The organism is Corallococcus sp. CA053C (assembly GCF_003611675.1).
Taxonomy (GTDB): domain Bacteria; phylum Myxococcota; class Myxococcia; order Myxococcales; family Myxococcaceae; genus Corallococcus.
The window spans coordinates 1-13,708 of record NZ_RAWA01000005.1 but is presented as its reverse complement, the minus strand read 5'-3'; the positions used below and the strand labels follow the sequence as shown (position 1 = coordinate 13,708).

The window sequence follows — 13,708 nt, the reverse complement described above, 5'->3', positions numbered from 1 at the left end:
GCCCATACCATGCGCCATTGCCTGTCCCCAGCGCATGCCATTGAAGGATGTACGCCGCATGGCTAGCGTGCGGCCTTTCGACTCCGTGCGTCCAAACCCTTCCCCCTGCCTGACGGACGACGTCCTCGTCGAGTTCCTCGAGGCCCGGTTGCCGGACGAGGCGCTGAACCAGGTCCACCGGCACGCCGCCGGATGTGAGGCCTGTCGGACCCTCGTGGCCCTGCTCACGCCCGGCCTCCAGCGCCCGGAGGCGGAGGTCGCGGAGGCCCCGGCACCGGAGGACACGGCCCCGGAGCCGGGACACCCCTGGATGCCGCCGGAGACCTTCGACGCCTTCCGCATCGAGCGGATGATCGGCCGGGGTGGCATGGGCGTGGTCTTCCTCGCGCACGACACCTCGCTGGATCGGCGCGTGGCGGTGAAGTTCATGGCGTCGGCGCGGCCCGACCCCCTCGTCCGTGAGCTCTTCACGACCGAGGCCCGGGCGCTCGCGCGCCTGCAGCACGCCAACATCGTCAACGTGTTCAGCGTGGGCGCGGTGGACGGCCATCCGTACATCGTCTCCGAGTACGTCGTCGGCGAGAGCCTCGCGGAGCTGCCCCTGCCGGTGCCGTGGCGGCGGGTCTTGTCGCTGGGCGTGGGCCTGGCCCGGGGGCTCGCGGCCGCGCACCGCCAGGGCGTGCTCCACCGCGACCTCAAGCCTTCCAATGCGCTCGTCACCCGGGACGGCGAGGTGAAGCTGCTCGACTTCGGACTGGCCGAGCGCTTCGACGTGGGCGCGGAGCTGACCTCCGACGCGCGGCTCCTCGTCGGCACGCCGCTCTATCTCGCGCCCGAGATGCTCGCCGGGGGGCCCGCGACGGTGCGAAGCGACCTGTATGCGCTGGGGCTCATCCTCCATGAGCTGTGCACGGGACAGGTGCCGCGCCCGGGGGCCGCGTTGCCCCGGGCCGCGCTCGGCGCGGATGTCGATCCGGACTTCTCCGCCATCATCACGCGCTGCCTCGCGGTGGATCCGCACGAGCGCTTCGTCTCCGCGGAGGCGCTGTGCGAGGCATTGGAGCGACTGGAGCGTTCCTTCACGCCCGTGCCGCTGGTGGACGGCAATCCCTATCGCGGGCTCTCTCCCTTCGCGGCCGAACACCGTGCGCTCTTCTTCGGACGTGAGGCTGACATCCGCGCCGTGCTGGAGCGCCTGCGCACGCGCCCCCTGGTCCTCGTCGCCGGAGACTCCGGGGCCGGCAAGTCGTCGCTGTGCCGCGCGGGGGTGCTGCCCCGGGTGGCCTCGGGCGCGCTGGACGAAGGCCGTGAGCAGGTCATCGTCACGCTGTGGCCGGGGCCCCGTCCCGTCGAAGCACTGGCCGCCGCGCTCGCGCCGCTGCTCGGGCGCAAGGAAGCGGAGCTCGTCGAGGCGCTGGTGGCCACGCCGGCCTGGCTGGGACAGGCGCTGCGCGAGACGTACTCCCGCGGGCGCGGCCTGTTCCTGTTCATTGATCAGCTGGAGGAGCTCCTCACCCTCGCCGAGCCGGTCCAGGCGGCGCACTTCGCCCGGCTCATGGGGGAGCTGGCCCTGCCGTCCTCGGGCGTGCACGTGCTGATGGCGGTGCGCGGGGACTACCTCACGCGCCTGTGCGCGCTCCCGGGCCTGGGGGACGAGGCCGAGCGGGCGCTCTACATCCTCCGCCCGCTGTCGCCTGAAGGCGTGCGCGAGGCCATCGTCGGTCCCGCGCGCGCCCAGGGCGTGGCCTTCGAATCCGAAGCGCTGGTGCAGACGCTCGTGGCTTCCACGGCGCACGGCGTGGGCAGCCTTCCGCTGCTCCAGTTCGCGCTCGCGGAGCTGTGGGAGCGGCGCGATCCCGCACGGGGCCGCATCACGCTGGAGGCGCTGGAGGCGATGGGTGGCGTGGCCGGAGCGCTGTCCCGGCATGCCGATGGAGTCCTGGCGCGGCTGAGCCCCGAGGAGCACGCGGCGGCGCGGCGGCTCCTGCTCCAACTCGTGACGGGGGAGGGCACGCGCATCGAGCGGGGCGTGGAGGAACTCGCGGAGGCTTCGGACACCGCGGCGCGCACCGCGCTTCGTGCGCTCGTCGAAGGCCGCCTCCTGCACATGCGCACCGAAGGGGGACCGCCGCGCTGTGGGATCGCGCATGAGTCGCTCATCAAGAGCTGGGGCACGCTGCGCGACTGGCTGGATGACGACATCGGCCACCGGGTGCTGCGCAAGCGCGTGGAGGCGGCCAGCGCGGAGTGGGAGCGGCTGCGGCGTGTCAGCGATGCCCTCTGGGGGCAACGCCAGCTGGAGGAGACGCGGCTCCTGGAGCCATCCACCCTGGGGTCGCGTGAGCGCGCCTTCCTGCGCGCCTCCCACCGTGCGGTGACGCGCGCGCGCTGGGGCAGGGGGCTCGCGGTGCTGGTCCTCGCGCTCGCTGTCCTCGCCTCCTATGGCGGGCTTCGCCTGCAGGCGCACCTGGAGGATTCGCGCTTCCTCGCCGCGGAGCTGGGCACGGCGCGGGAGGCGCTCGCCGCGGGCCGCGCGTTCGCCGAGCAGGCCCGCGTGGGACGCGAGGAGGCGATGGCGCTGTTCGATGGTCGGACGACCGCCTCCATGAAATTCGAGGCTCCGCTGGGACCCGCGGACCTCCGTCCGGCCGCCGAGCGGCGATGGACGGAGGCGCTCGCCCTGCGGACCCAGGCGGATGCGGCCTACACCCGCGCCAGCCGGAGCCTGGAGCGGGGCCTGGATCGCGACCGTCACCACGTGGACATGCGCCGGCTCATCGCGGAGGTCCTTCATGAACGCGTCCTCCTCGCCGAGTCCTTCCTCTTGCGCGAGGAGCGGGACGAGTGGATGCGGCGACTGACGGAGGAGGTGGAGACCTCGAAGGAGGGCGGCGAGTGGCTGCGGAGCCTGCGGGCCCCGGCGCGGATCGAGGTCGTGACCACGCCTCCCGGCGCCCGTGTCGAAATCGGGCGCTACACCCAGCAGGAGGGGACGTTCCGCCGGGAGCCCGTCGCGCGGACCGGCCCCCTGGGCCCGACGCCCCTGGCGGGCATCATCCTGCCCGAGGGCTCCTACATGCTCCACGTCACGCACCCGGGGCGCGTGCCGGTGGACGTGCCGCTGTTCCTGACGCACGGGGCCCGCGAAACCGTCCGCCTCGTGCTTCCCACCGAAGTGCCCGAGGGTCATGTCTACATCCCGCCCGGGTGCTTCCTCCTGGGGCGCTCCGAGCCCGAGATGGTGCGGAAGTTCTCCTTCAGTGCGCCCCTACATCGGTACTGTCTTTCCGACGGGTATGTGATTGGGCGGAACGAGGTGACGTTCGGTGACTGGCTGACCTACCTGAACGACCAGCTTCCCGACGCACCCGCGAGGCGGATCCTCGAGGAGCCGCGCTTCGGCCCCGGTGGGGCGGTCACGCTGCGGCAGCACCCCAACGGGGAGTGGCGCTTCACGTTCTATCACTCACCCGAGGTGTTCAAGACGGCGAGGGAGGGCGAGCCCTTCGTCTACGCGGGGCGGCCCCGGCGAAACACCGTCGACTGGAAGCAACTCCCCCTGTCCGGCGTCTCCGCTCAGGACCTGGACGGTTACTTCTACTGGCTCCACCAGACGAAGCGGATGCCGGGCGCCCGCCTGTGTGGCCAGCACGAATGGGAACACGCGGCCCGAGGCGCGGATGGCCGCCGCTATTCCCATGGCGACGAGCTCCAGCCCGACGACGCGAACATCGACGCGACCTACGACCGGAAGCCCCTGGCCTTCGGGCCCGACCCGGTCGGTTCCCATCCCGTCTCCGTGAGTCCTTTCGGCCTGGAAGACATGGTGGGCAATGCCTATGAGCTCACGCGCTCCGTCACACCGGAGTTCGGCCGGGTCGTGACCCGGGGAGGCTCCTGGTATTACGACTCCTTCGTCGCGGCCAGCGCGGATCTCTCCCCCGGGGACCCGACGGCGCGCGACGTCCGGATTGGCGTGCGCGTCTGTGCCTCGTTCGACCCCCGGTAGGGCCCCCCACCCGGCTTCGCGTGTCCCGGGGCGATGCGCTAGGATCCGCGCGCGCGGCGTCATGGGAACGCCGCGCCGGGGACGGTGATTCATGGCTGAAGAGATTGTGTATCGTCACACGGTCGAAGGTCTCTTCCGCTCCGTGGGCGGCCGCCTCACCCCGGACCTGAAGGCCCGGCTGTGCGCGGTGGGCATGGACCTGGACGCGGAGGTCCCCCCCAACACGTCCCGGCAGGTCTTCGCCGAAGCGCTCCGCATCACCGTGCAGTACCTCCACCCGGATGTCCCGGCGGAGGAGGGCTACCGGCTGATCGGCGTCGGCATCATCCAGGGACTCGCCCAGACGCAGCTGGGCAAGGCGCTCATGTCCATGTGGCCCATCTTCGGGCCCGAGCGGGTCGTCGTCCGCATCCAGGAGAGCTTCGAGACGGTGAACAACTACCAGAAGAGCGAGCTCATCTCGAAAGGCCCCGCGCACCACCTCATCCGGGTGAGCGAGTGCAACGGCAACCCGGGCTACCTGCGGGGCATCATCGAAGCGAGCCTGATCCGGGCGGGCGCCAGGAACCTGCGCGTCGAACCGTTCGACTTCGACGGCCAGGGCTGTTCGTACCGCGTCCGTTGGGACCCCTGAGCCCCTGCGTCGCGCGCGGACGCGGATGCTTTCCGTGAAGACGCGCCGCCCCCGTCCTTTCCGGGGGCCCGGCCCTCCACGCAAGGCCATCCCCAGACGACACAGGGCAATCCAGGAAAGTGGCTCGCATCGTGCAGTCCAGGGCTGCGATGCACCCCTTTTCCAAGGACTGCTCTTCCATGAAGCGTTCTCGCCAATCCCTGCTGCTGTCCGGCGCCGTGGGGCTCACGGGCTGCCTGGCGCTGTCCCTCTCCGCGTGCAAGCTGCCCGAGGCCGACGCCGCGGAGTCCAAGGCTCCGAAGAAGCCCGCCGCCGGGAGCGTGGTGCCGGCTTCGTCCAAGGTGCCCGACGCCAAGGCCGCCACCGACGTGAAGACGCCGTTCGCCGCGGTCCGCCGTGCCTTCGAGCTCAACTCGGTCAACGCACACCCCTTCGCGGACAACAACGGGCAGATCCCCGCCCAGTCCCAGTACTCGGGGCCGCTGTTCAACCTGAGCCATGACTACCCGACGAGTCCCGTCGCCCCGCCCGCCAATCCCCCGTGGATCGCGGCGCTGAAGGGCCGGCCCATCGGGAAGGACAACGCGATCGCCTACGTCAACGCGCTCAAGGACTACATCGCGTCGGACATGAAGACGCTGCTCTACAACTATCCCCAGTGGGATGCGGCGAAGGCGGGTTGGTACAACGAGCCGTGGCTCGCCTCCATCCGCGAGAGCATCCACGGCACCTACGTGGGCTCCGAGTTCCCCGCCAACACCTTCGCCGCGTCCGGCCTGAAGGTGGACATGACCACGTACGTCCTCACGTACTACGACGACGTGGCGGCCTACGCGCTGGGGCAGGTGTGGGGCAAGACGGCGATGAACCCCACGCTCACCAACACGTCCGGGCAGTTCCCGGAGGGCTCCATCGTCGTCAAGGCGGCGCTCACCAGCGCGCTGGCCCAGGACTGGCCCGTGATGGAGGGCGCCACCACCTGGCCCCTCTACGTCGTGCCTCCCAATGGCCCGCCGACCGCGCCGCCGCAGGTGATGAACGCGTCGGTGATGCAGTTCGACATCATCGTCAAGGACACGAAGACGGCGCCCAAGACGGGCTGGGTGTTCTCCACGCTCGTCTATGACAAGCGCGTGCCGGGCGACGCGTGGGCCAAGATGATCCCGCTGGGCGCCATGTGGGGGGATGATCCGAACGTCAACTCCACCCAGAACCCCGGCGCGCCGCTCGCCGAAACTGTCATCAACCCGGTGGCGCCCGCGTACTCGACGGCGACGCTCGGCTGGGGCGGTCGGCTCTCCGGCCCGAACGACGGCGCCGTGGTGGCGCCGGCCTACTACAACGGCCAGCAGTTCGCGTCCGTCCCGGCCTCGTCCTGCATGAGCTGCCACAGCGTGGCCGAGTGGCCGATGCAGTCGTTCCTGCTCCCCAGCCCCACGCTTCCGCCGCAGACGGTGGGCCAGGCGCTGGTGATTGAAGTGCCGGGCTCGACGGGCTGGATGAAGTGGTTCCAGGACCAGCCGGGCAGCGTGCCGCTGGACAAGGGCTCGGTGCCGCTCGACTTCGACATGGTCTTCGCCTTCAAGTCGCTGCCGGCGTGGCAGCAGGCCACCCAGGGCAAGAGCGGCATGCAGGCCTTCGAGGCCGCTGACGCCCTCCACGGCTCGCCGCCCGTCAACCCGCGCGACCTCAAATACAACGGCCGCTAACGCCGCCGCGGGAACCTGACAGCACGAGGCCCCCGGGTTCTTCAACCCGGGGGCTTTCTTCGCGTCCCGGCTCATGCCAGGTCGAAGAGCAGCGCCTCCAACGGCTCGGTGGCGACGAGCACGAGGCTCGACTCATCCGAGACGGCGACGCCGTCGCCGGCCTTGAGCGCCACGCCGTTGAGCGTGCCGGCGCCGCGCGCGATTTGAACCCAGGCGTGACGTCCCTTGGGCAGCGTGTACTCGGCCTTCTCGCCCGGGCTCAGCAGCGTGCTGGACAGCAGCACGTCCTGGTGCACGGTGAGGCTGCCGTCGCGGGCGTCGGGGCTCGCGACCAGGCGCCAGCGTCCCTGGCGGTCGTTCTCCGGGAAGAACTTCTGCTCATACTCGGGCTTCAGCCCCTTCTTGTCGGGGATGATCCAGATCTGCAGGAAGTGCACGTCCTCGTTGGAGCCGTTCATCTCGCTGTGCATCACGCCGGTGCCGGCCGTCATGCGCTGCACCTCTCCGGCGCGCAGCAGGCCGTTGCCTCCCGTGCTGTCCCGGTGCGCGATGGCGCCGCTGAGCGGGTAGGTGATGATCTCCATGTCCCGGTGCGGGTGCGTGTCGAAGCCCTCGCCGGAGGTGACGCGGTCCTCGTTGATGACGCGCAGGGCGCGGAAGCCCATGTTGTCCGGGTCGAAGTAGCTCGCGAAGGAGAAGGTGTGGTGGGAGTCGAGCCAGCCGTGGTTGGCATGTCCGCGGGCTTCAGAGGGTCGAACGTTCATCATGATGGGGTGCTTCCTTTCTCCCAACACAATGCGAGTCCAAAGCCGCCTTGGCCAGACACGGAAGTCGGGACGCATTGTTCCACCCATGGGACGCAACGCGCCGGCGGCTTCAGCGTTTCGCGCGCTTGAGCGGCTCCTGGCGCATGGGCCAGTGCTCGCGCAGGAACTCCACGAACGCCATCACCTTGGGCACGTGGTGCCGGGTGGGCGGGTAGACGGCGTGCACGGGCGCACCCGCGGAGCTCCAGTCCGGCAGGACGCGCTGCAGGCGCCCGGTTTCCAGGTCATCGACGCAGTGGAGGCCGGGCAGGAGTGCGACGCCTGAGCCCGCCACCGTCACCGCGTGCAGCATGTCCGGCTCGTTCACCACCAGCCGGCCGGAGACCTTCACCTCCACGGACCGCCCTCCGGCGTGCAGCGTCCAGACGTTGCCCTCCAGCGCCGTGCCGAAGAGCAGGCAGTCGTGCTTCGCCAGGTCAGCCGGTGTCTTGGGCGCGCCCTTCGCCTCCAGGTACTCCGGCGACGCCACCACCACGCGCGCGATGTCTCCCAGCCTGCGCGCCATCAGCGACGAGTCCGGCAGCCGCCCCGCGCGCACGGCCAGGTCCAGGCCCTCCTCCACCAGGTCCACCGCGCGGTCCGTGCACAAGAGCTCCACCTGCACGTCCGGATACCGCTCCAGGAACCCGGCCACCAGCGGCGCGAGGAAGGGGACGGACAGCGGCGTCGTCACACGCAAGAGCCCATGCGGCCCGGCCTGCATGCGCGTCACCTCCTGCTCCGCGGCCTCCGCCTCCTGGACGATGCGCTCGCAGTGCGCGTAGTACGCCCGTCCCACCTCCGTGAGGTGCAGCTTGCGCGTCGTGCGCTGCAGGAGCTGCGCGCCCACGCGCTCCTCCAACTCCGACACCTTCCGGCTCACCGTGGACTTGGGCATGCGCAGCGCGCGCGCCGCCGCCGTGAAGCTGCCGGACTGCACCACCCGGGCGAAGACGAGGAGTTCGTTGAGGTCCATGGCGCCGTCCCGGGGAGCGAGGACTGTCCCAGCAATGGAACAGTTCTTCCTGTTCGTCCCATCTAATCCGGAAGCCCTGTCACCGCTACCTTGCTCCTCGTCGGAACAAAACAACTCAAACCGCTCACGACAGGACAACCGCCATGGCCTCGAACCTCTGGAACATCGACACGACCCACACGGGCATCCACTTCAGCGTGCGCCACATGGTCATCGCGAAGGTGCGCGGCAGCTTCCAGCAGTTCAGCGGGACGCTGACGCTGGACGAGGAGAACCCCACCGCGTCCGCGGTCTCCGTCCGCATCGACACGGCGAGCATCAACACGGGCGTCGCCCAGCGCGACAACCACCTGCGCTCGGCGGACTTCTTCGACGTGGAGAAGTTCCCCGCCATCACCTTCCAGAGCACGAAGGTGGAGCAGGCGTCCGGCAAGGGCCTGCGTGTGACGGGGAACCTGACCATCCGCGACATCACCCGCGAGGTGGTGCTGGAAGCGGAGGCGCTGGGCGTCGGCAAGGATCCCTGGGGCAACCTGAAGGCCGCGTTCGAGGCCAAGGGGACCGTCGACCGCCGCGACTTCGGGCTCACGTGGAACCAGGCGCTGGAGACGGGCGGCGTGCTCGTGGGCGAGAAGATTGAAATCACCCTCGAGGTGCAGGCGGCCCGGGCGCAGACGGCGGAGCAGGCGGCCTGAGCAGGGCCGCGCATCACCCGCTGGAAATGAAGAAGGACCTCCACTCGCCGTGGAGGTCCTTCCAGGACCGCGGGATGCGTTTTCGGTTACAGCTTGGAGGCTGCGGTCAGCGTGAAGGCCACGGACGCCTCGGCGCCGGAGCCGACGGTGGCCGTCGTCGGGTGACCGGGCTCGCTCGTGAAGCTCACGCCCGTGGGGCCGACGAGGTCCACCGAGTAGGTGCCGGGCAGCAGGTACTTGAAGTCCGCCACGTAGACGCCGTTCGCGCCGGCGGTGAAGGCCATCGGCTCGCGGCCGCCGTCGGCGTTGATGAGGACGGCGGAGAAGCTGGTCAGCTGCACCTGCGCATCACCGATGACGGGCAGCTGCACGCCCGCGCCCAGGCGGAGCGTCACTTCCACGTTGCCGGAGAACTCCAGGTCCGCGCCCTTGATGACCGGGCCCATCACCCAACGGCCGGAGCCACCCGCGGCGCGGCCGAAGCTCTGGGACACGTCGAAGTCCACCAGGATGACCTTCTGGCCCTCGTCGCTGGTGACGGAGACGTCCGCGTCCTTGTCGAACTTCACCTTGAGGCCGGAGCTGGCGGCGCTCGGCATCTGCAGGTCGCCGTCCACCTGGGTGCCCGGGGGCAGGCCCTCGTAGTTGGCGGAGGTGGCGTAGACGCGGCTGCCGCCGTCCTCCTTCACCTGCACGTAGCCGCCGGTGATGACGAAGCGCAGCTCGCGGTAGTTGCCCGTCGGAACCTCGACGTCCTTCACCAGGTCCGCCGCGTCGTTGGCCAGCGTGAGCAGGTTGGTCGTGATGGGCTCGCTGCGCAGGACGACCTCGCCCTTGCCCTCGGCGCCCTTGTCACCTTCGACGCTGCCCTTCAGGTAGACCTTCGAGATGGTGACGACGGCCTTCTCGAACGTGTCGCCGGGCGCGTCGGTCAGCTTCACCGACACGCGGCCCGTGGAGTCACCGCAGGCGGCGAGGCACAGGAGCCCCGTGGCGAGCAGCAGGGAAGAGGTCAAGCGACGAAGGGAGGGCATGGAGTGGGCTCGGGGGTTGTGCCAGGGCCTTCGCAGGCGCCCGGCTGGTATTGAACGGACGGGAGACCCGCCGGGGCCTGTATCGGCCACGGCGGGATGAAAGGGATTGCTCAGCCGATGATCGGCCAGCACGCGCCTTCCACGCACGTGAGGCCATCACAGCAGGGGTTTCCCTCTTCGGCGTCGCAGGCGGTGCCCTGCGGGAAGCACGCGGGGCCGGCGTCCGTGTCGCCGCCCGTGCCGGCATCCACCGCGCCGGTGCCCGCGTCCTCACTGCCCACGCCACCGTCGGTGGGCGCTTCGCCTTCGCAGGCGCCCACGGTGTCGCCATGGCGCAGGTGCGCGACCACCGCGGGCATGCCCACCACGATGGTGTGCGCGTTGGCGTGATTGCCGGGAGGGATGTGGCAGATGGAGACGCGGCCCGCACCGCCCGGAGCTTCGCCTCCGTCGGTGGCGGGGGCTTCCGCCTCCTCACTGCCCAGGTTGTCGCCGCCCGTGCCCAGCAGCGTGTCGGACTCGGTGGCGCTACCGCAGCCAACGAACAACAGTGCGCACAACGCCATCTTCAGCGCGGACGAAGAAGCCGACAGGTTTCGCATGGGAATCCTCCAGGTGAGTGGAACTGCTTTCACCTCCCCGTTTCCGAGCGGAGGCGCCCCCCTGGAGGAAGACCTGGCCGGGAAGACAGCGGCCACGGGTCTGGAGTGACTTTGTGGTGCCCTACTGTCGGTAGGACCAGCAGGTGGTGGAGTACGCGGGGTCCGGCAGGCAGAGCTCCTGCTGACACGTGAAGCCTTCGCCGCACGGGGGCCTGCCATTGCCACACTTCGCCACGCACGCCATCTCGTCGCCGGGCACGTCCTCGCAATGCGTGGCCGCGTCGCACTGCCAGTTGCCGTTGCACGGGGCGCACTGCGGGCCCGGCCCTTCACAGCGGAAGCCCCGGCAGACGAGCGACGCGCCGCACGCGCTGTCATCCAGGCACTCCACGCACTTGCCGTCCGGCGCGCACACGCTGTCGTTCGCGCACCCCGTCTGCGCGCAGCCCTTGCTCGCGTAGGCCTCGTCCGGCAGCAGCTCCACCTTCAGCGTCTTCTGCGTGCCTCCGCCCACGCAGTCCAGGAGGGAGCGCTTCGGGAAGTCCGGCGCGGAGATGCTCACCGTGTAGCAGCCGTCCGGCAGGGGGCCCACGCGCCGGTTGCCGTCGTCGTCGAGCGGCAGGTCCGCGAGGGGCGTGTCGTCCACGGACGCCTGCCCCTTCTTGATCTTCAGGTTGCCCCGGGCGTGCACCTTCACGGACAGCGTGCTGGCGGGGCCGGGCTCCACGTCCGTGAGCTGGATGGACTGACCGCCCTGCACCGTGAGCGGCACGCGCGCGGCCTTGTCCGCCGCGGCCACGATGAACAGCTCCGCGGGGCCGGCGGGCACGCCGTGCAGCGTGAAGCGCCCCTCCGCGTCCACGGTGGCGCGCACGTCGGGCGCGCCCATCACGGACACCAGGGCCACGGCGGGGTCGAACTGCGTGAGCCGCCCGTGCACGGTGCCCGCCTGGAACGGCGCGTTGTCCAGGCTGCCGCAAGCAGCGAGCCCCAGCGCGAGCAGCGTCAGTGGGAGGCGCGAAAGTGTGTGTCGCATCAGAAGCGGTACCCCACGCCGGCGTGGCCGCCGAGGAAACCCACCGCCTGTCCCCGGGAGTCCACCACCACGTACGTCAGCAGGAGCTGCGATTGGGCCGTCAGCTCCAACCGCTCGCCCAGGCGCACCGCCAGCCCGGCCACCACGCCAGGGCTCACGGTGAAGTAACGCTGGCCTCCGGAGAAGGCCTCCACGTCAAAAGACCTGCGCAGGTACAGCGCGGCCACACGCGGCCCGGCGAAAAGCGTCAACCGCTCCCAACGCCACAGGTAGGGCGCCGCCACACCCAGCGTGAGCGCCGTGTAGCCGAAGGGCACCTCGCTGCCAGGGGCCACCTGGAGCGTGCGCTTCCCCCGGCCAAAGCCCACGTCCACCAGCAGCCCCAGGTTTTCGAGCGGGACGTCCTCCAGCCGGAGCACCACGCCCACCTGGGGCGCCGCGGGCAGGACGTCGCGCCGGCTCTGGCCGTCCGCGAAGGACACCATGCCGCCCACGAGCGACAGCGAGCGCCGGGGGATGGCCTCCGACAGCAGCTGCTCCAGCGGCAGGCGCTGGCCCTGCGCCACGTCCACGTCGCGCCGCACGAGGACGGCGTCGCCCTTGGTGAGCTCCACGGTGCGCCGGCCCGCGCCCACCGCGGTGCCGCCCGGCAGCTCCAGGCGCGTCTCGCCGTCCACCTTGAGCGTGAAGCCGTCCAGGCGCGGGTTGTAGGAGAACATCTCTGGCTGGCCCGCGCGGTCGATGCGGCCCGCGAGGATGACCGGATCCGCGCCCACCTCCAGGATCTCCGCCGACGGCCGCTGCCGGCCCTCGGTGAAGGCGAAGGTGCGGCGGCGCGCGTAGTCGTGGGCTTCCGTGGCCGTCACCGCGCCGTCGCCGTTGCGGTCCGCCGTGCCGCCCAGGCCCTCCACGAGGAAGTGCGTGTAGATGTCGTTGCGGAGGCTGTCGTCCTCGCGCGCCGTCTCGCCCCAGTCGCTCGCGGCGAACACCATGGAGGCGCGGGAGGACTCCTCCAGCGGCCGCGCGTAGAAGCCGGACTTGATGCCGGCCAGCTCCACCTCCAGCTCGCGGGGCAGCAGCGACTTGCCGCTGCCGCTGTGGCACGTGGCCAGCACGAGCAGCCGCCGCCGGCTGGGCAGCTGTTCGAACTCTCCCTTCAGCGCGTCCATGGAGAGCGCCGTCTGGGGGATGTCGCGGTAGGACGCGTCGCGGGTGACCAGGTAGCGCGTCAGCTCGCCCCGGCCGTCGCGCGCGAGCGTGCCGTGCGCGGACAGGTACACCACCACCACGTCGTCGGGGCGGGTGGCCTCGCGCCGCAGCTGCCGCAGCGCCGCGAGGACGGCCTCCTTCGTGGTCTCCTCCGGGCGCGTGAGGACGCGCACCTGGTCGAAGTGGCCGCGCGCGGGATCCTTCAGCACCGCCCCCAGGTCGATGGCGTCCTTGGCGGAGAAGCGCAGGTCGCGCCACTGGGGGTCGTCAAACGCGGACACGCCCACGAGCAGCGCGAGCCGCCGGGGCGTGTAGGCACGAGACAGGTCGGATTCATCGAGCCGGAGCGGCACGAGGCCGCCCTTGTCACCGGGCGCGGCGGAGGGGCCCGCGCAGGCGGTGAGGGTGACGAGCAGGAGGAAGAGCAGTTGCCTCACGGTTGGCGTGAAGTCTGACCTGTCTGGACGCGAACGTCGAACCGCGCGACCGTCCCCGGGCGGGTGTCCGACGCCTGGTCCGTCCCGAGCGCCGCGAGCGCGTCCGCTTCCGTGGCTGGCTCCCAGGCCGCGAAGGCGACCAGCACCAGGGCAAGCGAGCCCTCGTCCGTCTCCAGGCTCACGCCCGCGAGCCCGTCCGGCCCTTGCAGGTCGTGCGTCCCGGCCTCCAGGGGGAAGTGGCCCAGCAGCTCCGGCGGCTGACCCTCCCGCTGCTGGTAGAGCAGCGCGGTGCCGGACTCGGTGGCGTGGTAGCGCACGAGCAGCACCTCGTCCTTGGCGACCGCGGCTCCGGCGTCCAGCCGGCGCAGCTCGCCGTCCACGCCCCGGGCCACCACCGCCAGCTCCAGCGAGATGCGCCCCGAACCCTTGATGCCCTCGGGGGACAGGTCCCGGGTGGCGCCAGGGCCCTTCACCAGGGGAACCATCACCACCATCAGCACGGAGGCCGCGAGCGCTCCCGCCATCCATCCCCAGTACTGCCGGGGGGGCGCGGCGAAGCGC

The 13,708-nt window shown here is 70.8% G+C and carries 11 protein-coding genes; 4 read left to right on the top strand and 7 right to left on the bottom strand.

From position 1 onward, the window contains the following. Positions 1 to 58 precede the first annotated feature (58 nt). The 3 genes from D7V97_RS01455 (at position 59) to D7V97_RS01445 (ending at position 6,352) form a co-directional block, all read left to right on the top strand. On the top strand, positions 59 to 4,009 hold the full coding sequence (locus tag D7V97_RS01455) for a bifunctional serine/threonine-protein kinase/formylglycine-generating enzyme family protein (RefSeq protein ID WP_120608775.1): 3,951 nt from the start codon (positions 59 to 61) through the stop codon (positions 4,007 to 4,009). Between the two features lie 91 nt (positions 4,010 to 4,100). After that, positions 4,101 to 4,643: a DUF2378 family protein gene (locus tag D7V97_RS01450; protein WP_120608774.1), complete on the top strand. Its 543-nt coding sequence runs from the start codon at positions 4,101 to 4,103 to the stop codon at positions 4,641 to 4,643. Between the two features lie 179 nt (positions 4,644 to 4,822). After that, positions 4,823 to 6,352 (top strand): hypothetical protein, encoded by a 1,530-nt coding sequence (locus D7V97_RS01445; protein WP_199728669.1) that lies wholly within the window; start codon positions 4,823 to 4,825, stop codon positions 6,350 to 6,352. Between the two features lie 71 nt (positions 6,353 to 6,423). Here the strand turns inward: D7V97_RS01445 and D7V97_RS01440 are convergent, their stop codons facing one another. Both D7V97_RS01440 and D7V97_RS01435 read right to left on the bottom strand, forming a co-directional pair. Beyond that, complete coding sequence (locus D7V97_RS01440) at positions 6,424 to 7,119, bottom strand: pirin family protein (RefSeq protein WP_120608773.1); 696 nt, start codon at positions 7,117 to 7,119, stop codon at positions 6,424 to 6,426. Between the two features lie 109 nt (positions 7,120 to 7,228). Beyond that, positions 7,229 to 8,134, bottom strand: a complete 906-nt coding sequence (locus tag D7V97_RS01435; protein ID WP_120608772.1) for a LysR family transcriptional regulator — start codon at positions 8,132 to 8,134, stop codon at positions 7,229 to 7,231. 143 nt (positions 8,135 to 8,277) lie between these two features. Here D7V97_RS01435 and D7V97_RS01430 point away from each other — a divergent pair, with 143 nt between their 5' ends. Continuing rightward, complete coding sequence (locus D7V97_RS01430) at positions 8,278 to 8,829, top strand: YceI family protein (RefSeq protein ID WP_120608771.1); 552 nt, start codon at positions 8,278 to 8,280, stop codon at positions 8,827 to 8,829. Positions 8,830 to 8,915: 86 nt separating this feature from the next. On the opposite strand, the gene D7V97_RS01425 is transcribed toward D7V97_RS01430, so the two are convergent. The 5 genes from D7V97_RS01425 to D7V97_RS44455 form a co-directional block, all read right to left on the bottom strand. Further along, entirely contained in the window at positions 8,916 to 9,863 is a 948-nt protein-coding gene (locus D7V97_RS01425) for a DUF4382 domain-containing protein (RefSeq protein WP_120608770.1), read from the bottom strand. Positions 9,864 to 9,973: 110 nt separating this feature from the next. Then, positions 9,974 to 10,465 (bottom strand): hypothetical protein, encoded by a 492-nt coding sequence (locus D7V97_RS01420; RefSeq protein ID WP_120608769.1) that lies wholly within the window; start codon positions 10,463 to 10,465, stop codon positions 9,974 to 9,976. Between the two features lie 121 nt (positions 10,466 to 10,586). Beyond that, positions 10,587 to 11,501 carry a carboxypeptidase-like regulatory domain-containing protein gene (locus tag D7V97_RS01415; protein ID WP_120608768.1) on the bottom strand — a complete coding sequence of 305 codons (915 nt, stop codon included), beginning with the start codon at positions 11,499 to 11,501 and terminating at the stop codon, positions 10,587 to 10,589. After that, positions 11,501 to 13,147, bottom strand: coding sequence for a caspase family protein (locus D7V97_RS01410; protein WP_120608767.1), 1,647 nt, complete (start codon positions 13,145 to 13,147; stop codon positions 11,501 to 11,503). The genes D7V97_RS01415 and D7V97_RS01410 overlap by 1 nt, the downstream gene beginning before the upstream one ends. Beyond that, on the bottom strand, positions 13,144 to 13,708 hold a 565-nt coding region (locus D7V97_RS44455), incomplete at its 5' end, for a hypothetical protein (RefSeq protein ID WP_120608766.1). The genes D7V97_RS44455 and D7V97_RS01410, both read right to left, overlap by 4 nt.

Excerpts from the sequence above, each read along its gene's own strand:
- D7V97_RS01455 (WP_120608775.1), top strand. The coding sequence starts at position 59 with ATGGCTAGCGTGCGGCCTTTCGACTCCGTGCGTCCAAACCCTTCCCCC.
- D7V97_RS01450 (WP_120608774.1), top strand. The coding sequence starts at position 4,101 with ATGGCTGAAGAGATTGTGTATCGTCACACGGTCGAAGGTCTCTTCCGC.
- D7V97_RS01415 (WP_120608768.1), bottom strand. The coding sequence starts at position 11,501 with ATGCGACACACACTTTCGCGCCTCCCACTGACGCTGCTCGCGCTGGGG.
- D7V97_RS01430 (WP_120608771.1), top strand. The coding sequence starts at position 8,278 with ATGGCCTCGAACCTCTGGAACATCGACACGACCCACACGGGCATCCAC.
- D7V97_RS01435 (WP_120608772.1), bottom strand. The coding sequence starts at position 8,134 with ATGGACCTCAACGAACTCCTCGTCTTCGCCCGGGTGGTGCAGTCCGGC.
- D7V97_RS01425 (WP_120608770.1), bottom strand. The coding sequence starts at position 9,863 with ATGCCCTCCCTTCGTCGCTTGACCTCTTCCCTGCTGCTCGCCACGGGG.
- D7V97_RS01445 (WP_199728669.1), top strand. The coding sequence starts at position 4,823 with ATGAAGCGTTCTCGCCAATCCCTGCTGCTGTCCGGCGCCGTGGGGCTC.
- D7V97_RS01420 (WP_120608769.1), bottom strand. The coding sequence starts at position 10,465 with ATGCGAAACCTGTCGGCTTCTTCGTCCGCGCTGAAGATGGCGTTGTGC.
- D7V97_RS01440 (WP_120608773.1), bottom strand. The coding sequence starts at position 7,119 with ATGATGAACGTTCGACCCTCTGAAGCCCGCGGACATGCCAACCACGGC.